This is a genomic window from Serratia sp. PF-27 (genome assembly GCF_030053255.1).
Taxonomy (GTDB): Bacteria; Pseudomonadota; Gammaproteobacteria; order Enterobacterales; family Enterobacteriaceae; genus Serratia; species Serratia bockelmannii.
Genome location: NZ_JASGBT010000018.1, coordinates 170,206 through 192,716, shown reverse-complemented (window position 1 = coordinate 192,716; position 22,511 = coordinate 170,206). Strand labels below are relative to the sequence as shown.

The window sequence follows — 22,511 nt, the reverse complement described above, 5'->3', positions numbered from 1 at the left end:
ATGCCGCGCCCCGTTATTCGTCACACGGGCTTCAGGCGTTGATCACATCCTGCACCGCCAGCTCGAACAGCGCCATGCCGGCCTCGATGTCCTGCGGCTCCACCACCAGCGACGGCGCGAAGCGGATCACGTTCGGCCCGGCGTTGAGGATCATCAACCCACGCGCAGCGGCGGCGGTGAGAAAATCGCGCGCTCTGCCGTGGTAATGCGGCGTCAGTTCGGCGCCGATCAGTAACCCCATGCCGCGAATGGCGGTGAAAATACCGTATTTATCGCCGATATCCTGCAAAGCCTGCACATACAGCGCGTGGCGCTGCTCGATGCCGCTCAGCACCTCCGGCGTATTGATCACATCCAGCGCCGCCTCCGCCACCGCGCAGGCCAGCGGGTTACCGCCGTAGGTGGTGCCGTGAGTGCCCACCTGCATCACCGACGCAATCTCTTCGGTGGTCAGCATGGCGCTGACCGGGAAACCACCGCCCAGCGCCTTGGCGGTGGTGAGAATGTCCGGCGTCACGCCATAATGCATATAGGCGAACAGCTTGCCGCTGCGCCCCATGCCGCTTTGCACTTCGTCGAACACCAGCAGCGCCTGATGTTGGTCGCACAGTTTGCGCACGCCTTTGAGGAAGTCGGCGTCGACCGGCGTAATGCCGCCCTCTCCCTGAATCGGCTCCATCACCACCGCGCAGGTATGGTCGTCCATTACCGCTTTCACCGCCGCCAGATCGTTGAACGGCACGTGCACGATGTCGGCCGGCTTCGGCCCGAACCCGTCGGAATATTTGGCCTGCCCGCCCACCGACACGGTGAACAGCGTGCGGCCGTGAAACGCGTTATAGAAGGCGATGATTTTGGTTTTGTACGGGCTGTGGCGGGTGATGGCGTAATGACGCGCCAGTTTGAACGCCGCCTCGTTGGCCTCTGCGCCGGAGTTGGCGAAGAACACCCGGTCGGCGAAGGTGGCGTCGATCAGTTTGCTCGCCAAACGCAGCGCCGGTTCATTGGTGAAGACGTTGCTGGTATGCCACAGGGTTTCGCCCTGGCGTTTGAGCGCCTCGACCAGCGCCGGGTGGCAGTGTCCCAGCGCCGTCACCGCGATGCCACCGGAAAAATCGATGTACTCTTTTCCCTGCTGATCCCAGACCCGGCTGCCTTTGCCGCGCACCGGAACAAACTGGGCGGGTGCATAAACAGGCAGGATCACCTGGTCAAAGGTGCTGCGGCTCACTGCGGATTTGTCAGTCATTTTCGGCTCCACCCTGAAGGTTTTTCAGCGCTATCGCGATGTTATAGTGAAAATATAATCACGAAATATGCATAAAAAAACACTAAAGCGCAAATGCAAAACGCCTGACGGGCGAAAAAAACGCGAAGGGATTAACGCCTGAGAAAATTATCCAACAGCTGATGGCCCTGCTCGCTGAGCACGCTTTCCGGGTGGAACTGCACCCCTTCCAGCGCCAGCGTGCGGTGGCGGATGCCCATGATCTCGTCGCGCACGCCGTCGCGTTCGCTCCAGGCGGTCACTTCAAAGCAATCCGGCAGCGTATCGGCTTTCAGCACCAGCGAGTGATATCGGGTCACGGTCAGCGGATCGTTCAGGCCGCGAAACACGCCGACGCCCAGATGGCGAATCGCCGAAGTTTTGCCGTGCATCACCGCGCGGGCGCGCACCACTTCGGCGCCGAACGCCTGCCCCAGCGCCTGGTGCCCCAGGCATACGCCGAGGATCGGCAGCTTGCCGGCGAAATGACGAATGGCGGCCAGCGAGATACCCGCTTCGTTCGGGGTACAGGGGCCAGGGGAAATCACCAGATGCTGCGGCGCCAGCCGCGCGATATCGGCCAGCTGCAGCTCATCGTTGCGCTTCACCAGCACCTCGGCGCCCAATTCGCAGAAGTACTGGTAAAGGTTATAGGTAAAGGAGTCGTAGTTATCGATCAGCAGCAGCATGTTAGGTCCGGCAGAGAAAAACGCCGCCATAGTTTACTGATTTAACCCGCCGCTGCCGACGATAATTTCCGCTTACTTTTTACGGCCGCCGGTGATCGAGCCCAGTACGCCGCGCAGGATCTGCCGGCCGAGATCGCGCGCCATGCTCTTGGCAGCGGTCTGGACGATGCCGTCGCGTTTGCCGCCGCGCGGGCCGGTGGAACCGAACAGCAGCTCGTTCAATCCGTCCATCAGGCCGCCGCCCGTCTGTTGCTGCGCTTGCGCCTGCGGTTGCTGCCCCTGCTGCGCAGTGCCGACGGTGGCGAAGCCGCCCGACGACAGCTTCTCGTAGGCGGACTCGCGGTCAATCATGTCTTCATAGCGGCCATACAGCGGCGACTTGTTGATCGCGCTGTTCAGCCCTTCCGCACCGAGCATGCCCATCTTGGATTCCGGCGCGATGACCATCGCCCGCTCCACCACGTTCGGCTGGCCCTTCTCGTCGAGGAATGACACCAGCGCTTCGCCCACGCCCAGCTCGGTGATCGCCGTTTCGGCATCGAAGGCCGGATTGGCGCGCAGGGTTTGCGCCGCCGTTTTCACCGCCTTCTGATCGCGCGGCGTGAAGGCGCGCAGCGCATGCTGTACGCGGTTGCCCAACTGGCCCAGCACGCTGTCCGGGATATCCAGCGGATTCTGGGTGACGAAGTAAATGCCGACGCCTTTGGAGCGGATCAGGCGCACCACCTGTTCGATCTTGGTCAACAGCGCCGCCGGCGCGTCGTTGAACAGCAGGTGCGCCTCATCGAAGAAGAACACCAGCTTCGGCTGTTCAGGGTCGCCCACTTCCGGCAGATGTTCAAACAGCTCGGCCAGCAGCCACAGCAGGAACACTGAATACAGCTTTGGCTGATTGATCAGCTTGTCCGCCGCCAGCAGGTTGATCACGCCATGACCGTTGGCGTCGGTTTTCATCAGATCGTTGATGTCCAGCATCGGCTCGCCGAAGAACTGGTTGGCGCCCTGCTCTTCCAGCGTCAACAACCCGCGCTGGATGGCGCCGATCGACGCGGCAGAGATGTTGCCGTACTGAGTCTGGAATTGTTTGGCGTTATCGCCGACGAACTGCACCATGGCGCGCAGGTCTTTCATGTCCAACAGCAGCAGCGCGTTGTCATCGGCGATTTTGAACACCAGCTGCAGCACGCCGCTTTGCACTTCGTTCAGATCCAACAGACGCCCCAGCAGCAGCGGCCCGAGATCAGAAATCGTGGCGCGGATCGGGTGGCCCTTTTCGCCGTAAATATCCCACGGGATAATGGTGCAGGCCTGCGGCTGCCAGTCGGTGACGCCGATCGCCGCCAGGCGCGCCTGCAGCTTCTCGGACGGTACGCCCTCGGCGCCGATGCCAGACAGATCGCCCTTCACATCCGACAGGAACACCGGTACGCCGATGCGCGAGAACTGCTCGGCCATTTTCTGCAGCGTCACCGTCTTGCCGGTGCCGGTTGCCCCGGTGATCAGCCCGTGGCGGTTGGCCAACGCCGGCAAAATCACCAGATCCTGTTCCGGTTTTCCGTCTTTCATCGCTTTGGCGATAATCCGTGGTTCACTCATTTTCTGTTCCTTTGACGCTGACGCGGCGCGAAACGCGCCTGTTGATGCAATAAAGCTATAAGCGCCGCGTAACCCCGTCAAGGACAAACAAAATGGGCGCCGTCGGGACGCCCATGATGCCTGTCTTTTCAGAATCCCCCTAAGACCTGCATCACCCCCGCAGCCCCAGTTGCTCCTTCAGCGCTTTCAAATAGCGCCGGCTGACCGGCACCGGATCGCCGGCGGACATGATCATCTCCGCCGCGCCGCCTTCTTCGAAGCGGATCTCGCGCACCTGCTCCAGGTTGACCAAATACTGCCGATGGCAGCGCACCAGCGGCGTACGGCTTTCCAGCGTGCGCAGCGTCAATTCGGTGAAACACTCCATGCCGTCGCTGCGCACCACGAATACCCCGCTCAGTTTGGAACGGATCGCCAACACCTCGTCAAACCGCAGCAGATAGATACGGCTGTGGCCGGTGCAGGGAATGTATTTCAGGTAACCTGCGCTCTCATCCAGCGCCGTCACGTCCTGCGGCGCACTGCGCTGCCGCAGGCGTTGCAGCGTCTTGCTCAGCCGCTTCGGCTCCGCCGGCTTCAGCAGATAGTCGAAGGCGTGCTCCTCGAACGCCTGCACCGCGTATTCGTCGTAGGCGGTCAGAAACACGATGTGCGGCATGCGGTTGGGATCCAGCATGCCGACCATTTCCAGCCCGCTGATGCGCGGCATTTGGATATCGAGAAACACCACGTCCGGCTGCAGCCGGTGGATCTGGCTGATGGCTTCGATGGCGTTGGCGCATTCGCCGATGATCGTGATCCCCGCTTCGGCCTCCAGCAGATGGCGCAGGTTGTCGCGCGCGGAAGGCTCATCGTCAACAATCAGTGCGTTTAACATCAGGCGGCCCTCTCCATGGGAACATTGAGCGTAATGCGGGTATAGGCGTCCGGCCGGCAATCCACCCGCACGCCATAGCCTTCGCCGTAGCGCACGCGAATGCGCTTATCCACCAGGTTCATCCCCAGCCCGCTGCAGTTCGGCTTCGGCTGGAACAGCCCGGCGTTGTCCGTCACCTGCAGCAGCAGATGCTCGCCTTCGCAGCAGGCGCCGATTTCGATGCGGCCCACGCCCAACAGATGCGAGGTGCCGTGCTTGATGGCGTTCTCGACGATCGGCTGCAGCGAAAACGCCGGCAGCCGCGCCGCCAGCAGCGCCTCCGGCAGCGATACCGCGATCTCCAGCCGATCGGCGAAGCGCGCTTTCTCAATCTGCAGGTAGGCGTTCACATGCTCAATCTCGTCCGCCAGGCTGACTTCATCATCCGAACGTTTGAGGTTTTTACGAAAGAAAGTTGAGAGGGACTGCACCAGATCGCAGGCCCGTTCGCCATCGCGGCGGATCACCGCCACCAGCGTATTCAACGCATTGAACAGGAAATGCGGATTGACCTGCGCATGCAACAGCTTGATCTCCGACTGCGCCAGCAGCTGCTTGTGGCGCTCGTACTGTCCGGCCATGATCTGCGCCGACAGCAGGCTGGCAATGCCTTCGCCCAGCGTGCGGTTGATGGTGCTGAACAGCTGGCTTTTCGGTTCGTACAGCTTGATGGTGCCGATGACCCGCTGGTTTTCGCCGCGCAGCGGGATCACCAGCGTCGATCCCAGCTTGCAGGCCGGATTGATCGAGCAGCAGTAAGAGAGCTGATTGCCGTCGGCGTACACCACCTCGTTGTTGTCGATGGCGCGATGCGAATGCACCGAGGCGATCGGCGTGCCCGGCAGGTGGTGATCGTCGCCGATGCCGATAAACGCCAGCAGCTTGTCACGATCGGTGATCGCCACTGCACCGATACCCAGCTCCTGATAAATCACCCGGGCGACCTTCATGCTGTTTTCCTGATCGAAGCCCTGGCGCAGGATGCCCTCGGTGCGCTCGGCGATCTTCAGCGCCTTGGAAGAGAAAGCGCTGGTGTATTTCTCAAACATCGCGCGCCGATCCAGCAGGATTTGCATGAACATCGCCGCACCGACGGTATTGGCGATCATCATCGGCAGCGCGATGTGCTCTACCAGCTGCAACGCTTCGTCGTAGGGGCGCGCCACCGCCAGGATGATCGCCATCTGCAGCACTTCCGCCACCAGCGCCACGCCGCCGACGAACAGCGGATTGAACAGCAGCTCGATGCGCCCGCGGCGCATGGCGATGCTGTGTACGATGCCGCCGACCAGGCCTTCCGACACCGTGGAAATCGCGCAGGCCACGTCGGTCATGCCGCCGAGCGTATACCGGTGCAGGCCGCCGGTCAGCCCGACCAGAAAGCCCACCGACGGCCCGCCCAGCAGCCCGCCCAGGACCGCGCCTATCGCGCGGGTGTTGGCGATCGAATCCTGAATGTGCAGCCCAAAATAGGTGCCCATGATGCAGAACACCGAGAAGATCACGTAACACAGCAGCTTGTGCGGCAGGCGAATGGTCACCTGCATCAGCGGGATAAACAGCGGGGTTTTGCTCAGCAGATAGGCGATGACGAGATAGACGCACATCTGCTGCAACAGCAACAGCACCTGGTTAAATTCATACATGGCAGCAACTCATCCAGAGACAACAAAGGGCGAACGCCGGATTTCCGGTCTGGTTATTGTCTGCCGATTAGAGCATGGGGCGCGGGAGAAAACAGTGATGAAGGCAAGGCTTCGTGAGGAAGGACGGCCGACCCCGGCGGGATCGGCCAAAAAACTTACGGCAGCACCTTGGCCGACAGAATCACCACCGGTTTGGTCGGCACATTCTGGTAAGGGCCGACGTTGCCGGTCGGCACCTGAGCGATCTTGTCCACGACGTCCATGCCTTTCACCACTTTGCCGAACACGGCGTAGCCGAAATCGCGCTGGCCGTGATCCAGGAAGGCGTTATCCGCCACGTTCAGGAAGAACTGGCTGGTGGCGCTGTTCTTGTCGGCGGTGCGCGCCATCGAAATGGTGCCGCGCAGGTTGCGCAAGCCGTTGTCAGCTTCGTTCTTGATTGGCGCCTTGGTGGATTTCTGCTGCATGTCAGCGGTGAAACCGCCGCCCTGAACCATAAAGCCCGGGATCACGCGATGGAAAATGGTGTTGTTGTAGTACCCGCTGTTCACGTAATCGACGAAGTTCTGGGTGGAAACCGGTGCCTTCTGACTGTCGAGCGCCAACTCGATATTCCCTGCCGAGGTGGTCAGCATGACGTGGGTTTCACCGGCAGCGAGCGCCGCTGGCGCCATCGCTGTCAGGGAACACAGCGCGACGAAGGTCACTAAAGTACGTTTGAACATTAACGGGTCCTTTCTCTGAGAGACAAACAACGGAAAAGCGCTTTGATTCTAAAGAGCTGTATCGGCAAGTACCAGCCATTTACCTATATTTACCCAATTACGGGACATATCCTAGGCGGCCCTGAATTTTGCTGCGGAAAGTATGGGCGCAGAAGGCTTTTTTGCCAACCGCGTCACGCATTTTTTGCCCAGCGCCGCCCCGGGGCGTTTTTTGCGATCTACCTCCCAGTTTGCACACCCGTTGCCGTTACCCTATATAAATGAGAGCGCTCTCATTATAAAAAGAACGGATACTGAGGTATCCCACGGCGGCGTAGCCGCGCAACCCCTGGAGAAATGACGTGAGTGAATTGATGACTGAAGTCAGCCCCGAGTTTGAAAGCACCATCATGGAACTGCTGGTGTTCTCCGGCAGCGCGCGCAGTAATGCGTTGATGGCGTTGCGGCAAGCGCGCGCCGGTGACTTCGCCGCCGCGGCCAAACACATGGTCGAATCCAAAGAGTGGGTGAAGAAGGCGCACCTGATCCAGACCGAGCTGATCGGCCTGGACGAAGGCTGCGGCAAGCTGGCGATCAACCTGATCACCGTGCATGCGCAGGATCATCTGATGAACGCCATGGTCATCCAGGATCTGGCCGACGACATGATCGAACTCTATCGCCGTCAGTCACAGACGGAGGGCCGCTCATGAACACGCTCAAAATCGCGGTGATTGGCGGTGGCAGCAGCTACACTCCCGAACTGGTCGATGGGCTGATCCAACGCATCGATGAGCTGCCGGTCACCGAACTGGCGCTGGTGGACGTCGAGCCAGGCCGCCAAAAAGTGGAAACCATCGCCGCCCTGACCCGCCGCATGCTGGCGCGCCACGGGCTGGAACAGGTGAAGGTCAGCGTGCACTTCGCGCTGGACGACGCCATTCACGGCGCCGCTTTCGTGCTGACCCAGTTCCGCGTCGGGCAACTGCCGGCGCGCGCCGCCGATGAACGGCTGGGCCTGAAATACCAGCTGCTCGGCCAGGAGACCACCGGCGTCGGCGGCTTCGCCAAGGCGCTGCGCACCATTCCGGTGATGCTGGATATCGCCCGTCGGGTGGAAAAGCTGGCGCCGGACGCCTGGATCATCAACTTCACCAACCCGGCCGGCATCGTCACCGAGGCGGTGTCCCGCTTTACCAAAGCGAAGATCATCGGCCTGTGTAACGTACCGATCAGCATGCATCACATGATCGCCAACATGCTGCAGGCGCCTTACGCCGACGTGCAGCTGCGGTTCGCCGGTTTGAATCACATGGTCTGGGTGCATCAGGTCACGCAGCAGGGGCGCGACGTCACCGGCAACGTGATCGACATGTTGTGCGACGGCGCGGCGCTGACCATGAACAACATCAAGGAAGAGCCCTGGCAGCCGGACTTCCTGCGCGCGCTCGGCGCCATCCCCTGCCCGTACCACCGCTATTTTTACCAGACCCGCGAGATGCTGGCGGAAGAGATGGCTGCCGCCGGCGAGCGCGGCACCCGCGCCGAGCAGGTGATGCAGGTAGAAAAAGAGCTGTTCGAGCTGTATGCCGATCCGCAGTTGAACAGTAAACCGGAGCAACTCAGCTTCCGCGGCGGTTCTTTCTATTCCGAAGTTGCGCTGGAGCTGATCCGTGCTATCCATAATAATCTCGGCACGCAATTAGTGGTCAACACCGCAAACCGCGGCGCAATCCATGGCCTGCCGGACGATGCTGTGATAGAAATCAACTGTATCGTCGATGCCCAGGGCGCGCATCCGCTGACGTTCGGCCCGCTGTCGGAACCGATGCAGGCGCTGACGCAGCAGGTAAAAGCCTACGAGCGCCTGACCATCGAGGCGGCAGTGCACGGCGATCGCCGCAGCGGCTTGCTGGCGCTGATCGCCAACCCGCTGGTGGGCAACGCCAACCTGGCACAGCCGTTGCTGGACGAGGTGTTGACGATAAACGCGCCGTACTTGCCGCAGTTCAGGTAAGCGCCGGCGCGGTATGACAGGGGTTCGGCACGCCGAACCCATTTTTTTAGCCGTAATCAGGAGTTGGACGATGGTGACACTGGAAGATGTCGCGGCGCTGGCGGGCGTATCGCGCGCCACCGTATCGCGGGTAGTGAACGGCGACAGCAACGTCAAGGCGCCGACCCGCGAGAAGGTTGAACGCGCCGTCGCCCAGCTCGGTTATACCCCCAACCCGGCGGCCCGTGCGCTCGCCTCCAGCCACAGCAATACCCTCGGGTTGGTCACGACGTCGTACCGCGGTGGCTTCTTCGGCGCGCTGATGGACTTCGTGCAGACCGAGGCCGAATCCCACGGCAAGCAGCTGCTGGTGACCCAGGGCCGCAACAGTGCCGAAAACGAATGGCAGGCGGTGCAGCGGCTGTTCAGCCTGCGCTGCGACGGCGTGATCCTGCACGTGCGTTTTCTCAGCGACGATCGGCTGCGCCAGCTGGCGGCGGAGCAACGTGATTTCGTGTTGCTCGATCGTCTGGTGCCGGGGCTGGAAGACCGCTGCGTCACCTTCGATCACCCGCTTGCCAGCCGCATGGCGACGCAGCAGTTACTCGACGCCGGGCACCGGCGCATCGCCTGCATCAGCGGCCCGCGCGAGCGCCCGTCGAGCCGCCTGCGGCTGCAAGGATTTGAAGAGGCTATGCAGGCGGCGAATATCGAGCCGGTAGCCTGTCTGGAGGGCGTCTACGATCTGGAAAGCGGTTACCGCTGCGCCGATCATCTGCTGCAGCAAACCGCACTGCCCAGCGCCATCTACTGCTGCAACGAAGAGATGGCGATCGGCGCGCTGCTGGCGATCAACGAGCACCGCCTGCGGGTACCGCAGGATATCTCCTTGATCTGTTACGACAGCGGCGAACGCGCACCTTTCGTGCGCCCGGCGTTGAGCAGCGTACATTTTCCCATCAGCGAAATGGCCCAATACGCGGCGCGCAGGCTGATCGACCCTGCCACCCCGGCGCACCGGTTTGAGCCGACGATCATCAACCGTGATTCCATTGTGACGGTACGCAAATAGATCACAATAATGCGTATCATCCCTTCATGGGTTGCATCAAAAAATCGACAGCCATCACAAAAAATCCCGTTGTCTGTGCTAGGATCCGCCCCCTGGTGGCCTGATCGGGACTTTTTTCTGCGTTTGCCAGGAAAAGCCAGCGGCCTTATGCCAGCTTTAAAACCTCTAACAGACATATTCAGGCCTATACAATGAATGACAGTAACCGCATACGGCTTACCTGGATCAGCTTCTTTTCGTACGCGCTGACCGGTGCTTTAGTGATCGTCACAGGGATGGTGATGGGAAACATTGCAGAGTACTTTAATCTGCCGGTTTCCAGCATGAGTAACACCTTTACTTTCCTCAACGCCGGTATTTTGATTTCGATCTTCCTCAATGCCTGGCTGATGGAAATCATCCCGCTGAAGCGTCAGTTGATCTTCGGCTTTGTCCTGATGGTGCTGGCGGTCGCAGGGCTGATGCTCGGCAAGAGCCTGACCATGTTCTCGCTGTGCATGTTTATCCTCGGCGTGGTGAGCGGCATCACCATGTCGATCGGCACCTTCCTGATCACCCACATGTATGCCGGCCGCCAGCGCGGTTCGCGCCTGTTGTTCACCGATTCCTTCTTCAGCATGGCCGGGATGATCTTCCCGATCGTCGCCGCGATGCTGCTGGCCCGCCATATCGGCTGGTATTGGGTTTATGCCTGCATCGGCCTGCTGTACGTGGGGATCTTCGTGCTGACCCTGTGCTCCGACTTCCCGGTGCTGGGCAAGAAAGGCGCCGATGCCGGTCAACCAGTCGAGAAAGAAAAATGGGGCATCGGCGTGCTGTTCCTGTCGATCGCCGCGCTGTGCTACATCCTCGGCCAGTTGGGCTTCATTCAGTGGGTGCCTGAGTACGCCACCAAGTCGTTCAACATGGACATCGGCCAGGCCGGTAAGCTGGTGAGCGACTTCTGGACCTCTTATATGGTTGGCATGTGGGTGTTCAGCTTCATCCTGCGCTTCTTCGATCTGCAACGCATCGTCACCGTGCTGGCCGCGCTGGCTACCGGCGCGATGTACCTGTTCGTCAGCACCGACAATCCGGAGCACCTGGGCTACTACATCATGGCCCTGGGCTTCGTTTCCAGCGCCATCTACACCACGCTGATCACCCTCGGCTCGCTGCAGACTAAGGTCTCCTCGCCGAAGCTGGTCAACTTTATCCTGACCTGCGGTACCATCGGCACCATGCTGACCTTCGTGGTCACCGGCCCGATCGTGGCGAAAGGCGGCGCGCATGCGGCGCTGACCACCGCTAACGGCCTGTATCTGGCGGTGTTCGTGATGTGTCTGCTGCTGGGCTTCGTGACCAAGCACCGCAGCCACGGTCACGTAACGCACTGATTTCTTCGCATCAAATACATCAAGGGCGCCCGCAAGGCGCCCTTTTTTTGCGCCTTAGCGCCGAAAATCCACCGTCTCCTCCTGCTGCAAATGCAGCGTGGTTTCCGCCGGCCGCGTTTCGGCGATCACCGCACCCTGGCGAATCGAATAACGCACCGGCGTCTGGCGACGCACCGCGTCGAAGCCGCTTTCCGCCGGCAGGATCACCAGGTTGGCGCTGTTGCCGGCCGCCAGGCCGTAGTCGCTCAGGTTAAGCGTGCGCGCGCTATGGTGGGTGATCAGCTTCAGTCCGTCGTCGATTTGGCCATAGCCCATCAGCTGGCACACGTGCAGCCCCATGTGCAGCACCTGCAGCATGTTGGCGGTGCCGAGCGGGTACCAAGGATCGAACACGTCGTCATGGCCGAAACAGACGTTGATCTCCGCCTCCAGCATCTCCTTCACTCGGGTCACGCCGCGCCGTTTCGGGTAACTGTCGAAACGGCCCTGCAGGTGAATGTTCACCAGCGGATTGGCGACGAAGTTGATGCCGGACATCTTCAACAGACGGAACAGCCGCGAGGCGTAAGCGCCGTTGTAAGAGTGCATCGCCGTGGTGTGGCTGGCGGTGACTTTCGCTCCCATCTCCAGCTTCAGTGCCAGCGCCGCCACGGTCTCGACGAAGCGCGATTGCTCGTCGTCGATTTCATCGCAGTGCACGTCCACCAGCCGATCGTATTTTTGCGCCAGCGCGAACGCCTTATGCAGCGACTCCACGCCGTACTCGCGGGTGAATTCGAAGTGCGGAATGGCGCCCACCACGTCGGCCCCGAGCCGCAACGCTTCTTCAAGCAACGCTTCCCCGTTGGGGTAGGAAAGGATCCCCTCCTGCGGGAAGGCGACAATCTGCAGCGTCACCCAAGGCGCCACTTCCTGCTTCACCTCCAGCATGGCGCGCAGCGCGGTCAGCGTGGGATCGGAAACGTCGACGTGGGTGCGCACATACTGCACGCCGTTGGCGATCTGCCACTTAAGCGTTTGCCAGGCGCGCTGTTTGACGTCTTCATGAGTCAGCAGCGCTTTGCGTTCAGCCCAGCGCTCAATGCCCTCGAACAGCGTGCCGGACTGGTTCCAGGCCGGCTGACCGGCGGTCTGCGTGGTATCCAGGTGGATATGCGGTTCGACGAACGCCGGCAACGCCAACCCGCCCTGCGCATCCAGCACGTCGCTGCGCCACTCCTGTCCTTCCGGCTGTGGCACCAGATGCGCGATGCGCCCCTGCTCGATTGCCAGTTGCCACAATCCTTCATGCCCGCTTAAACGCAGGTTGTCGATAAACTTCAATGGACGTTTCGCCACCCTTCACCTCTGCCGTTGCGCTGGTTTTCTTCATCATACTGGCAGCGGATCGCGCTGACAAAGTCGCCGTGCCATGCCTACCCCTTGCGTTTACTCCCTGCGGGGTAATTTACCTGCAAACTGACTCGCTTCAGCTAAAGATGAATAAAATCCGCAACTTATCAAAAAACGTGAAAAATCATTCATATACCACGTTAGAGGTATATAGGGGTGTGATTGATTTGCATCAATAAATTGCTCATCGGGAGAGATAAGGTAAGCCTAGGAAACCAGAATTTTGAGGCAATAATGAGCAGAGTCAAACTTGCCGTCGTCGGCAATGGCATGGTCGGCCACCGGTTCATCGAAGATCTGTTGGATAAAGCAGACAAAGACCAGTTCGAAATCACCGTCTTTTGCGAAGAGCCACGCATCGCTTACGATCGCGTGCACCTTTCCTCCTACTTCTCGCACCACACCGCCGAAGAGCTGTCGCTGGTGCGCGAAGGCTTTTACGAAAAACACGGCGTAAAGGTACTGGTCGGCGAACGCGCTATCACCATCAATCGCGACGAGAAGGTCATCCACTCCAACACCGGCCGCACCGTCTATTACGACAAGCTGATCATGGCCACCGGCTCCTATCCGTGGATCCCGCCGATTAAGGGCTCGGATAGCCAGGACTGCTTCGTTTACCGTACCATCGAAGACCTGAACGCCATCGAAGCCTGCGCGCGCCGCAGCAAACGCGGTGCGGTAGTCGGCGGCGGGCTGTTAGGGCTGGAAGCCGCCGGCGCGCTGAAAAGCCTGGGGGTGGAAACACACGTGATCGAGTTCGCTCCGGTACTGATGGCCGAACAGCTCGACCCGATGGGCGGTGACCAGCTGCGCCGCAAGATCGAGCGCATGGGCGTCAAGGTTCACACCGGCAAAAATACCCAGGAGATCGTCAACGGCGGCGGCACGGCGCGCAAAACCATGCATTTCGCCGACGGTAGCCTGCTGGAAGTGGATTTCATCGTGTTCTCCACCGGCATCCGCGCCCAGGACAAGCTGGCGCGTCAGTGCGGGCTGGAGGTTGGCCGCCGCGGCGGCATCGCCATCAACGACAGCTGCCAAACGTCTGATCCGGACGTGTACGCCATCGGTGAGTGCGCCGCCTGGCGCGATCGCACCTTTGGCCTGGTGGCGCCGGGATACAAAATGGCGCAGGTGGCCGCCGATCATCTGCTGGGCCGCGAAAACGGCTTCCAGGGCGCCGACATGAGCGCCAAGCTGAAGCTGCTGGGTGTGGACGTCGGCGGCATCGGCGATGCCCATGGCCGCACCGAAGGCGCCCGCAGCTACGTTTATCTGGATGAAAGCAAAGAAGTCTACAAACGTATCGTGGTCAGCGCCGACAATAAAACCCTGCTCGGCGCGGTGCTGGTAGGCGACACCAGCGATTATGGCAACCTGCTGCAGCTGGCGTTGAACGGCATCGAGCTGCCGGAAAACCCGGACGGCCTGATCCTGCCGGCCCATGCGGGCAGCAAACCGGCCATCGGCGTAGATTCGCTGCCGGAAAGCGCGCAGATCTGCTCCTGCTTCGACGTCAGCAAAGGCGACATCATCCAGGCGGTCAACAAAGGCTGCCACACCGTGGCGGCGCTGAAGGCCGAAACCAAGGCCGGCACCGGCTGCGGCGGCTGCATCCCGCTGCTCACCCAGGTGTTGAACGCCGAGCTGAGCAAACAGGGCATCGAGGTCAACCACCACCTGTGCGAACACTTCGCCTATTCACGCCAGGAGCTGTTCCACCTGATCCGCGTCGAAGGCATCAAGTCGTTCGAGGCATTGCTGGCCAAATACGGCAAAGGTTACGGCTGCGAAGTGTGTAAACCAACCGTCGGCTCGTTGCTGGCCTCGTGCTGGAACGAATACATCCTCAAGCCACAGCATACGCCGCTGCAGGATACCAACGACAACTTCCTCGGCAATATCCAGAAAGACGGCACCTACTCGGTGATCCCGCGTTCCGCCGGCGGCGAAATCACCCCGGACGGCCTGCTGGCCATCGGCCAGATCGCCAAGGAATACAACCTCTACACCAAAATGACCGGCTCGCAGCGCATCGGCATGTTCGGTGCGCAGAAAGACGATCTGCCGGCCATCTGGAGCAAGCTGCTCGCCGCCGGCTTTGAAACCGGCCACGCGTACGCCAAGGCGCTGCGCATGGCGAAAACCTGCGTCGGCAGCACCTGGTGCCGCTATGGCGTCGGCGACAGCGTCGGCTTCGGCGTCACGCTGGAACATCGCTACAAAGGTATCCGCACCCCGCACAAAATGAAGTTCGGCGTCTCGGGCTGTACCCGCGAATGCGCCGAGGCGCAGGGTAAGGACGTCGGCATCATTGCCACCGAGAACGGCTGGAACCTGTATGTTTGCGGCAACGGCGGCATGAAACCGCGCCACGCCGATCTGCTGGCCGCCGATCTCGATCGCGAGACCCTAGTGCGCTACCTCGACCGCTTCATGATGTTCTATATCCGCACCGCCGATAAGCTGCAGCGTACCTCGGTATGGCTGGAGAGCCTGGAAGGTGGCATCGATTACCTGCGCAAGGTGATCGTCGACGATAAGCTCGGCATCAACGAGCAGTTGGAAGCGGAGATCGCCCGCCTGCGCGACGCGGTGGTCTGCGAGTGGAAAGAGACCGTCGAGCATCCGGAAACGCAGCTTCGCTTCGCTCACTTCATCAACAGCCCGCTGCGCGATCCGAATGTGCAGGTAGTGGCCGAACGCGACCAGCACCGCCCGGCGCGCCCTGATGAGCGCATTCCCGTCACCCTGATCGATACCGAGGAGAGCCACGCATGAGCCAGTGGATTACCGTTTGTCCCGTCGCCGACATTCTGCCCGGCACCGGCGTATGTGCCCTGATCGGCGATCGGCAGGTGGCGGTGTTCCGCCCCTATGCCGACGAACAGGTGTTCGCCATCAGCAATATCGACCCGTTCGCCCAGGCCAGCGTGCTGTCACGCGGGCTGATCGCCGAGCATCAAGGCGAACTGTGGGTCGCCAGCCCGCTGAAGAAACAGCATTTCCGCCTGTACGACGGCCACTGTCTGGAAGATGACAGCCGTTCCGTCGCCAGCTTCACCAGCCGGGTGGTCGACGGCATCGTGCAAGTCGCGGCATAACCTTTCGGGAGGCAACATGTTTACCGACACGATCAACAAATGCGCCGCCAACGCGGCGCGCATCGTCCGCCTGGCGAAGGAGAGCCCGCTCGGCTTCTGGATCAGCTCGGCGATGGCGGGCGCCTACGTCGGCCTCGGCATCATCCTGATCTTCACCCTCGGCAACCTGGCCGACCCAAGCGTGCGGCCGCTGGTGATGGGCGCCACCTTCGGCATCGCGCTGACGCTGGTGATCATCGCCGGTTCCGAACTGTTCACCGGCCATACGATGTTCCTGACGCTCGGCGTCAAGGCCGGCACCATCCGCCAAAGCCAGATGTGGGCAGTGCTGCCGCAAACCTGGTTCGGCAACCTGCTCGGCTCGGTGCTGGTGGCGCTGATGTATTACTACGGCGGCGGTAGCCTGCTGCCGGTGGATACCAGTCTGGTGCACAGCGCCGCATTGGCAAAAACCACCGCGCCGGCCGAGGTGCTGTTCTTCAAGGGCGTGCTGTGCAACTGGCTGGTTTGCCTGGCGATCTGGATGGCGATCCGCGTAGAAGGCGCCGCCAAGTTCATCGCCATTTGGTGGTGTCTGCTGGCCTTTATCGCCTCGGGTTACGAACACTCCGTCGCCAACATGACGCTGTTTGCCCTCTCCTGGTTCGGCAACCACAGCGAGGCCTACACCCTCACCGGCATCGGCCACAACCTGCTGTGGGTGACGCTGGGCAACATCCTGTCCGGCTCGGTGCTAATGGGTCTGGGGTATTGGTACGCCACGCCGCGCGCCGAACGCCCGCAGGCGGCGAAAGCCGCCGTACGTCAGACCGCCTAAGTTTTCGGGGGCGCATTTCGCCCCCACATTGATTACCCCGAGGAGTGCCGATGGACTACCTGCCGATTTTCTGCCAACTGCAACACAAAGCCTGCCTGCTGGTCGGCGGCGGCGAGATCGCCGAACGCAAGGCGCGCCTGCTGCTGGACGCCGGTGCGGCGCTGACCGTCAACGCCGTAGACTTCACCCCGCAGTTCCGCCTGTGGGCGGCAGAAGGCCGGTTGACGCTGGCCGAAGGCGAATTCAGCCCGGCCCTGCTGGTGGAAAAATGGCTGGTGATCGCCGCTACCGACCGGCTAGAGGTCAACGCACGGGTGTATCAGTGCGCCAACCAGCAGCGGGTGTTCTGCAACGTGGTGGACGATCCGAAACGCGCCAGCTTTATCATGCCGTCGATTATCGACCGTTCGCCGATCATGGTCGCGGTGTCCTCCGGCGGCAAAGCGCCGGTGTTGGCGCGGCTGCTGCGCGAGAAGCTGGAAGCGATGCTGCCACAGCACCTCGGCAAGCTGGCCCAACTGGGCGGCTCGCTGCGCCAGCGGGTAAAACAACGCTTCAGCAGCCTCGGCGCGCGTCGGCGCTTCTGGGAACGGTTGTTCGCTCACGATCGGCTGGCGCAGTCGCTGGCCAACGACGACGCCGCGCTGGCTGAGCGCCAGCTCGAGCAGCTGTTCAGCGAACAGCCGGCAGATCGCGGTGAAGTGGTGCTGGTGGGCGCCGGGCCGGGCGATGCCGGCCTGCTTACGCTGAAAGGGCTGCAACAAATCCAGCAGGCCGACGTGGTGGTTTACGACCGACTGGTCTCCGAAGAGATCATGACGCTGGTGCGCCGCGACGCAGAACGTATCTTCGTCGGCAAACGCGCCGGCCACCACTGCGTGCCGCAGGAGCAGATCAATCAAATCCTGCTGCAGCAGGCGCAGCAAGGCAAACGCGTGGTGCGCCTGAAGGGTGGCGATCCCTTTATCTTCGGCCGCGGCGGCGAAGAGCTGGAGACGCTGGCAGACGCTAACGTGCCGTTCTCGGTGGTGCCGGGCATTACCGCCGCCTCGGGCTGTTCCGCCTACAGCGGCATCCCGCTCACCCACCGCGACCACGCGCAGAGCGTGCGCCTGGTGACCGGCCACGCCAAGGCCGACGGTGGATTGGATTGGGCGACGCTGGCCGCCGGGCAACAGACGCTGGTGTTCTATATGGGGCTATCGCAAGCGGCTGAAATCCAGCGCCAGCTGATCGCTAACGGGTTGCCAGCCGCCACGCCGGTGGCACTGGTGGAAAACGGCACCTCTTGCCGCCAACGGGTGATCGAAGGGGAGCTCCGCCAACTGGGCGCCTTGTCCCTTCAGGCCACCAGCCCCAGCCTGATCATCGTCGGCAGCGTGGTCAGTCTGCGCAGCAAGCTCAATTGGTTCGCCAGCGAAGAATCGCCTGCCAGCCTGGCGCAAATGGCGTAAGACCGACGTAAAAAAAGCGGCCTGTGGCCGCTTTTTCTATTTGCGCCGGCGTTATGCCTGCGGCGGTACGAAACCGACAGCCTGATAGACCTTCGCCAGGGTTTCCTGCGCGCGTGTGCGGGCCTTGGCGGCGCCGTCGCGCATCACCTGCTGCAGATAGGCTTCGTCGTTACGGAAGCGGTGATAGCGCTCCTGCAGCTCACCCAGCATGCCGGAGACGGCTTCCGCCACCGCGCCTTTCAGGTGACCATACATCTGGCCTTCGAACTCGGCTTCCAGCTGCGCGATGCTCTTGCCGGTCACACCGGCGAGAATATCCAGCAGGTTGGAGACGCCCGCCTTGTTGACCACGTCGTAACGCACGACAGGCGGCTCTTCCGAGTCGGTCATTGCGCGTTTGATCTTCTTGGTCACCGCTTTCGGATCTTCCAGCAGGCCGATCACGTTGTTGCGGTTGTCGTCCGACTTGGACATCTTCTTGGTCGGCTCCTGCAGCGACATCACGCGCGCGCCGGATTTAGGAATAAACGGCTCCGGCACTTTGAACACGTCGCCGTACAGCGCGTTGAAACGCTGGCCCACGTCGCGGCTCAGCTCCAGGTGTTGTTTCTGGTCTTCGCCCACCGGCACCTGGTTGGTTTGATACAGCAGGATGTCTGCCGCCATCAGCACCGGATAGCTGAACAGCCCAGCGTTGATGTTCTCCGCGTAGCGCGCGGATTTGTCCTTGAACTGCGTCATGCGGCTCAGTTCGCCGAAATAGGTGTAGCAGTTCAGCACCCAGCTCAGCTGCGTGTGCTCAGGCACGTGCGACTGCACGAAGATGGTGCTTTTTTCCGGATCGATACCGCAGGCCAGGTACAGCGCCAGCGTATCCAGCGTGGCCTTGCGCAGCTTCTCGGCGTCCTGGCGAACGGTGATGGCATGCAGATCGACGATGCAGTAGATGCAGTCGTAGTCGTCCTGCATCTGCACCCACTGACGCAGCGCACCCATGTAGTTGCCGATGGTCAGTTCGCCGGACGGCTGCGCGCCGCTAAATACGATGGGCTTACTCATGTTTAAATTTCCTGATTCTCTAAAGATGACAGCCCAAGAGCGGGCAACAAATCGGCGAAGCGCTCCAACACCCGATCGGGGTGGCTCAGGGCGATCGATTCACCGTAGTTATAACCGTAGGTAAAGCCGACGCTCGGGCAACCGGCGCCCTGTGCGGCTTGAATATCGTTGCGCGAGTCGCCAACGAACAGCAGTTCATGCGCACGCAGCCCAAGCTTGCCGAGCACCAGGTACAGCGGTGCCGGGTGCGGTTTCTTTTCCGTCACGTCGTCGCCGCCGATCACCAGCGAGAAATAATCGCCAATGCCCAACGATGCCAGCAGCGGCGCCACGAACGGCGTCGGCTTGTTAGTCACCAGCGCCATCGGGTAACCGTGTGCGGCCAGGCGGACCAGCGTCTCTTGCACCTGCGGGAACAGGCGGCTGCCGCTGTCAACGGTCTGCGCGTAGAAATGGTCGAAACGCTCACGCAGCCGGCTGCACTGCGCCGGCGTGCCTTCCGCTTCCGCCCAGCGCAGCGCGCGTTGCACCAGCACGTCGGCGCCGTTGCCGATCCAGGTGCCGACCCGTTCCTCACCCGCTTGCGGCAGGCCCGTCTCTTCCAGCGCCATATCGATGGCCGCCGCCAGACCCGGCGCGCTGTCGACCAGCGTGCCGTCCAGATCGAAGGCCAATGCGCGGATCGCGCCGAAATCAGCCATGGGTAACCTTCGCCAGCTCGCTGCGCATCTCGTCGATCACCTTGCGGTAGTCCGGCTGGCCAAAGATGGCGGAACCGGCGACGAACATATCGGCGCCCGCGGCGGCGATTTCAGCGATGTTATCCACCTTCACACCGCCGTCGACTTCCAGGCGGATATCTCGACCACTGTCGTCGATCAATTTGCGCACCTGGCGCAGCTTGTCCAGAGTACCGTGGATGAACGATTGGCCGCCGAAGCCCGGGTTGACCGACATCAGCAGGATCACGTCGATTTTATCCATCACGTAATCGAGGTAGCTCAGAGGCGTCGCCGGGTTGAACACCAGGCCGGCTTTACAGCCGTGCTCTTTAATTAGCTGAATGGTGCGATCGACATGCTCGGAAGCTTCAGGGTGGAAAGAGATATAAGACGCGCCTGCCTTGGCGAAATCAGGCACGATGCGGTCCACCGGCTTGACCATCAGGTGCACGTCAATCGGCGCAGTAATGCCGTAGTTGCGCAGCGCTTCGCACACCATCGGACCGATGGTCAGATTGGGCACGTAGTGGTTATCCATCACGTCGAAGTGCACCACGTCGCCGCCTGCAGCCAGCACGTTAGCGGTATCTTCACCTAACCGGGCAAAATCTGCCGACAGAATGGACGGGGCAATCAAAAACTTTTTCATCCGCTTCTCCAAACGTAGGGTCGAGTTGTTATGCGCCGGGGTGCCCCGGCTTAGCGATACAGCGCCAAAAGCTCGTTCACTTTGCTGCGGCCGAGAATGTTGCGGCTGATTGTGCGGCGCGCTTTCACCACATACAGCGCAGCATTCTGGTACCAGTCGCGCGTCAGCTCGGTATCGTGATTGGAGATCAATACCGGTACCTGGCTCTCTACCGAGAGCTGGTGCGCCAGTTGCGCCAGGCTCTGCTGATCGGCGATGCTGAAGCTGTTGGTGTGGTAAGCGGTGAAATTCGCCGTCGCCGACAGCGGCGCATAAGGCGGATCGCAATACACCACGGCACCGGCCACGGCCTTCGCCATGGTATCGCGGTAATGCTCGCAGACAAAAGTGGCATTGCGCGATTTTTCGGCAAACCAGTAGAGCTCTTCTTCCGGGAAGTACGGTTTCTTGTACCGGCCAAATGGCACATTGAACTCGCCGCGCAGGTTATAGCGGCACAGGCCGTTATAGCAGTGACGGTTCAGGTACAGGAACAGCAGCGCCCGGCGGTAAGGCTCGGTGCTAGTATTGAACTCTTCTCGCAGCAGGTAAAACTGATCCGAGTTATTGAATTCATCGGCGAAAAGCGTGCGGGCATCGCGCACGAAGTCATCCGTGCGCAGCTTAACGATGTTATACAGGTTGATAAGATCGCTATTGATGTCGGCGAGAATGTAGGCGTCGTAATCCGTATTCAGAAAGACGGATCCCGCACCCACGAAGGGCTCGATTAAGCAGTCTCCCGCCGGCAGATGGCGACGAATCTCATCTACCAGCGGGTATTTTCCACCAGCCCATTTTAAAAAAGCGCGGTTTTTCTTCATGCCGTCAATTAGCTACTTATACAATTCAGAGCGGCGGATTGTACTCTGTTTCAGACAGCACATCAGCGCACAAATTTAAATGATTTATTTTTTAAGATCTTGCTGCACTTGGTGTACAGGTCGGACCCACGGTTTTTTCGCCTGCACATCCGCCGGCAACGAAGCAATGGCGCGCTTCGCTTCCGCAGAAGACGCATAGTTGCCGCTCACCAGCACGTACCACGGTTTGCCGTCACGCTTGGTGGCGTACACCAGGTAGTTCTGCAGCTTCTGCTGTTTGGCGTAGGCGTTCAGCGTGTCGGAACGCGAAGCGCTGCTCAGCTGCAAGGTATAGTGGCTGCCCGGCGCAGACTGCAGTGAACTGCCGCTGCTGGCGACCGCTCCCGCTTTCGCGGTGGAAGACGGCTTGGCCGGCGGCGTATACACCGTGGTCGGTGATTTATGCTGCGTCGCGGTCGGTTTGGTGGCGGCGGTTTTCGCCGGCGTTTTATGCTGTTGCGGTGCGGTGCCCTGCACAGGACGCGTCGCTTCGCGCGCCGCGGCGCCGCTCATCACCGTCGCCGGTGCGGTCGGCAGCGTCGACGCTGCGCCGGTCATGCCTTGAGTCGCGGCATCCACCTGCCCCTGCTGCTGCGACAGCGCATCCGCCATGTTGCCCGGCAAATCGACGCGCTGCTGCGCGCCGCCCTGCTGAGGCTGCGTTTGCGCTTCGGTCGGTGTGCCGGAGATCGGCGGAACGCTGACGTTCTGCGGTTGCTGCGGCTGAGTCGCGCTCACGCCGTTGTTATCGTGGGTATCCGTCGTGCCGCCCGGCACGCCGTTATTGGCGGTGGTCAGCGACGAAGAACCGGACAGGTTGATATCGCGGGCCGCGCCGTTTTGCGCGCCGCTCTCCTGAGCCGCTTCATGTTTGGTTGGCGCCTTCAGGGCGGAACCGATGCCGATAATCAGCAGCAACAGCACCAAAATGCCGATGCCAATCATCAAATGCTGGCGCGAAACGGCGAAGCGCGGCGCGGCGGCCGGCTTGCGCGAACGCGTAGGACGACGATCGCTGCTATCAGGTCTGAGATCGTCTTCCGGTTTAAACTCGTCCATCTGAAACCCTCCAACTAGAGGCAAAAGCCCACCACCGTAGACCTACCGTGGCACGGGCAGATTAACCCGATGATGGCAAAGCGACACC

20 protein-coding genes are annotated in these 22,511 nt (G+C 61.1%); 8 read left to right on the top strand and 12 right to left on the bottom strand.

What is annotated here, in order from left to right; translation table 11 throughout:
* Window positions 1–31: 31 nt before the first annotated feature.
* From argD to ppiA, 6 genes are all read right to left on the bottom strand, one after another.
* A complete protein-coding gene (gene argD / locus QMZ29_RS11310) occupies window positions 32–1,249 on the bottom strand; it encodes a bifunctional acetylornithine/succinyldiaminopimelate transaminase (RefSeq protein WP_025304519.1) in 1,218 nt (405 codons plus the stop codon).
* Window positions 1,250–1,380: 131 nt separating this feature from the next.
* On the bottom strand, window positions 1,381–1,956 hold the full coding sequence (locus QMZ29_RS11305; protein ID WP_025304520.1) for an aminodeoxychorismate synthase component II: 576 nt from the start codon (window positions 1,954–1,956) through the stop codon (window positions 1,381–1,383).
* Window positions 1,957–2,028: 72 nt separating this feature from the next.
* Entirely contained in the window at window positions 2,029–3,552 is a 1,524-nt protein-coding gene (locus QMZ29_RS11300; RefSeq protein ID WP_261427219.1) for a helicase HerA-like domain-containing protein, read from the bottom strand.
* Window positions 3,553–3,703: 151 nt separating this feature from the next.
* On the bottom strand, window positions 3,704–4,429 hold the full coding sequence (btsR, locus tag QMZ29_RS11295) for a two-component system response regulator BtsR (protein WP_025304522.1): 726 nt from the start codon (window positions 4,427–4,429) through the stop codon (window positions 3,704–3,706).
* Entirely contained in the window at window positions 4,429–6,114 is a 1,686-nt protein-coding gene (locus QMZ29_RS11290; RefSeq protein WP_043138870.1) for a sensor histidine kinase, read from the bottom strand. Before QMZ29_RS11290 ends, btsR begins: the two co-directional genes overlap by 1 nt.
* A 155-nt stretch (window positions 6,115–6,269) precedes the next feature.
* Window positions 6,270–6,839: a peptidylprolyl isomerase A gene (gene ppiA, locus QMZ29_RS11285; protein ID WP_261427223.1), complete on the bottom strand. Its 570-nt coding sequence runs from the start codon at window positions 6,837–6,839 to the stop codon at window positions 6,270–6,272.
* Window positions 6,840–7,192: 353 nt separating this feature from the next.
* Here ppiA and QMZ29_RS11280 point away from each other — a divergent pair, with 353 nt between their 5' ends.
* From QMZ29_RS11280 to tsgA, 4 genes are all read left to right on the top strand, one after another.
* Window positions 7,193–7,531 (top strand): PTS lactose/cellobiose transporter subunit IIA, encoded by a 339-nt coding sequence (locus QMZ29_RS11280; RefSeq protein WP_025304525.1) that lies wholly within the window; start codon window positions 7,193–7,195, stop codon window positions 7,529–7,531.
* Window positions 7,528–8,835 carry a 6-phospho-beta-glucosidase gene (locus QMZ29_RS11275; RefSeq protein WP_025304526.1) on the top strand — a complete coding sequence of 436 codons (1,308 nt, stop codon included), beginning with the start codon at window positions 7,528–7,530 and terminating at the stop codon, window positions 8,833–8,835. Before QMZ29_RS11280 ends, QMZ29_RS11275 begins: the two co-directional genes overlap by 4 nt.
* A gap of 70 nt (window positions 8,836–8,905) precedes the next feature.
* Window positions 8,906–9,886 carry a LacI family DNA-binding transcriptional regulator gene (locus tag QMZ29_RS11270; protein ID WP_025304527.1) on the top strand — a complete coding sequence of 327 codons (981 nt, stop codon included), beginning with the start codon at window positions 8,906–8,908 and terminating at the stop codon, window positions 9,884–9,886.
* A gap of 191 nt (window positions 9,887–10,077) precedes the next feature.
* Window positions 10,078–11,262 (top strand): MFS transporter TsgA, encoded by a 1,185-nt coding sequence (gene tsgA, locus QMZ29_RS11265; RefSeq protein WP_025304528.1) that lies wholly within the window; start codon window positions 10,078–10,080, stop codon window positions 11,260–11,262.
* Window positions 11,263–11,316: 54 nt separating this feature from the next.
* Here tsgA and QMZ29_RS11260 read toward each other — a convergent pair whose 3' ends face one another.
* Entirely contained in the window at window positions 11,317–12,585 is a 1,269-nt protein-coding gene (locus tag QMZ29_RS11260; RefSeq protein WP_038629982.1) for a cytosine deaminase, read from the bottom strand.
* A 303-nt stretch (window positions 12,586–12,888) separates the two neighbouring features.
* On the opposite strand from QMZ29_RS11260, the gene nirB reads away from it, so the two are divergent.
* The 4 genes from nirB to cysG are packed head-to-tail and all read left to right on the top strand — an operon-like array spanning window position 12,889 to window position 18,032.
* Window positions 12,889–15,438: a nitrite reductase large subunit NirB gene (nirB, locus tag QMZ29_RS11255; protein WP_149570044.1), complete on the top strand. Its 2,550-nt coding sequence runs from the start codon at window positions 12,889–12,891 to the stop codon at window positions 15,436–15,438.
* A complete protein-coding gene (gene nirD, locus QMZ29_RS11250) occupies window positions 15,435–15,761 on the top strand; it encodes a nitrite reductase small subunit NirD (RefSeq protein ID WP_038878129.1) in 327 nt (108 codons plus the stop codon). Before nirB ends, nirD begins: the two co-directional genes overlap by 4 nt.
* Window positions 15,762–15,777: 16 nt before the next feature.
* Complete coding sequence (nirC, locus tag QMZ29_RS11245) at window positions 15,778–16,578, top strand: nitrite transporter NirC (protein ID WP_049206055.1); 801 nt, start codon at window positions 15,778–15,780, stop codon at window positions 16,576–16,578.
* A gap of 50 nt (window positions 16,579–16,628) precedes the next feature.
* The gene (cysG, locus tag QMZ29_RS11240) at window positions 16,629–18,032 is read left to right on the top strand and encodes a siroheme synthase CysG (protein ID WP_149570045.1); all 1,404 of its coding nucleotides are present in this window, start codon (window positions 16,629–16,631) and stop codon (window positions 18,030–18,032) included.
* A 51-nt stretch (window positions 18,033–18,083) separates the two neighbouring features.
* On the opposite strand, the gene trpS is transcribed toward cysG, so the two are convergent.
* The 5 genes from trpS to QMZ29_RS11215 all read right to left on the bottom strand — a co-directional run bounded on the left by trpS (window position 18,084) and on the right by QMZ29_RS11215 (window position 22,423).
* A complete protein-coding gene (gene trpS / locus QMZ29_RS11235) occupies window positions 18,084–19,091 on the bottom strand; it encodes a tryptophan--tRNA ligase (RefSeq protein ID WP_261427229.1) in 1,008 nt (335 codons plus the stop codon).
* A gap of 2 nt (window positions 19,092–19,093) precedes the next feature.
* A complete protein-coding gene (locus QMZ29_RS11230; RefSeq protein ID WP_043138894.1) occupies window positions 19,094–19,792 on the bottom strand; it encodes a phosphoglycolate phosphatase in 699 nt (232 codons plus the stop codon).
* Entirely contained in the window at window positions 19,785–20,462 is a 678-nt protein-coding gene (gene rpe, locus QMZ29_RS11225; RefSeq protein ID WP_004930320.1) for a ribulose-phosphate 3-epimerase, read from the bottom strand. The genes QMZ29_RS11230 and rpe overlap by 8 nt, the downstream gene beginning before the upstream one ends.
* Before the next feature lie 50 nt (window positions 20,463–20,512).
* Window positions 20,513–21,325 carry an adenine-specific DNA-methyltransferase gene (gene dam, locus QMZ29_RS11220; RefSeq protein WP_025304536.1) on the bottom strand — a complete coding sequence of 271 codons (813 nt, stop codon included), beginning with the start codon at window positions 21,323–21,325 and terminating at the stop codon, window positions 20,513–20,515.
* A gap of 84 nt (window positions 21,326–21,409) precedes the next feature.
* Window positions 21,410–22,423, bottom strand: a complete 1,014-nt coding sequence (locus QMZ29_RS11215; protein ID WP_049206049.1) for an SPOR domain-containing protein — start codon at window positions 22,421–22,423, stop codon at window positions 21,410–21,412.
* Window positions 22,424–22,511 lie beyond the last annotated feature (88 nt).

Coding starts and splice junctions, on each gene's coding strand:
- dam (WP_025304536.1), bottom strand. CDS start 21,325: ATGAAGAAAAACCGCGCTTTTTTAAAATGGGCTGGTGGAAAATACCCG.
- nirD (WP_038878129.1), top strand. CDS start 15,435: ATGAGCCAGTGGATTACCGTTTGTCCCGTCGCCGACATTCTGCCCGGC.
- tsgA (WP_025304528.1), top strand. CDS start 10,078: ATGAATGACAGTAACCGCATACGGCTTACCTGGATCAGCTTCTTTTCG.
- QMZ29_RS11290 (WP_043138870.1), bottom strand. CDS start 6,114: ATGTATGAATTTAACCAGGTGCTGTTGCTGTTGCAGCAGATGTGCGTC.
- QMZ29_RS11215 (WP_049206049.1), bottom strand. CDS start 22,423: ATGGACGAGTTTAAACCGGAAGACGATCTCAGACCTGATAGCAGCGAT.
- rpe (WP_004930320.1), bottom strand. CDS start 20,462: ATGAAAAAGTTTTTGATTGCCCCGTCCATTCTGTCGGCAGATTTTGCC.
- QMZ29_RS11300 (WP_261427219.1), bottom strand. CDS start 3,552: ATGAGTGAACCACGGATTATCGCCAAAGCGATGAAAGACGGAAAACCG.
- nirB (WP_149570044.1), top strand. CDS start 12,889: ATGAGCAGAGTCAAACTTGCCGTCGTCGGCAATGGCATGGTCGGCCAC.
- cysG (WP_149570045.1), top strand. CDS start 16,629: ATGGACTACCTGCCGATTTTCTGCCAACTGCAACACAAAGCCTGCCTG.
- QMZ29_RS11305 (WP_025304520.1), bottom strand. CDS start 1,956: ATGCTGCTGCTGATCGATAACTACGACTCCTTTACCTATAACCTTTAC.
- QMZ29_RS11275 (WP_025304526.1), top strand. CDS start 7,528: ATGAACACGCTCAAAATCGCGGTGATTGGCGGTGGCAGCAGCTACACT.
- QMZ29_RS11230 (WP_043138894.1), bottom strand. CDS start 19,792: ATGGCTGATTTCGGCGCGATCCGCGCATTGGCCTTCGATCTGGACGGC.
- QMZ29_RS11270 (WP_025304527.1), top strand. CDS start 8,906: ATGGTGACACTGGAAGATGTCGCGGCGCTGGCGGGCGTATCGCGCGCC.
- QMZ29_RS11280 (WP_025304525.1), top strand. CDS start 7,193: ATGACTGAAGTCAGCCCCGAGTTTGAAAGCACCATCATGGAACTGCTG.
- nirC (WP_049206055.1), top strand. CDS start 15,778: ATGTTTACCGACACGATCAACAAATGCGCCGCCAACGCGGCGCGCATC.
- ppiA (WP_261427223.1), bottom strand. CDS start 6,839: ATGTTCAAACGTACTTTAGTGACCTTCGTCGCGCTGTGTTCCCTGACA.
- argD (WP_025304519.1), bottom strand. CDS start 1,249: ATGACTGACAAATCCGCAGTGAGCCGCAGCACCTTTGACCAGGTGATC.
- btsR (WP_025304522.1), bottom strand. CDS start 4,429: ATGTTAAACGCACTGATTGTTGACGATGAGCCTTCCGCGCGCGACAAC.
- trpS (WP_261427229.1), bottom strand. CDS start 19,091: ATGAGTAAGCCCATCGTATTTAGCGGCGCGCAGCCGTCCGGCGAACTG.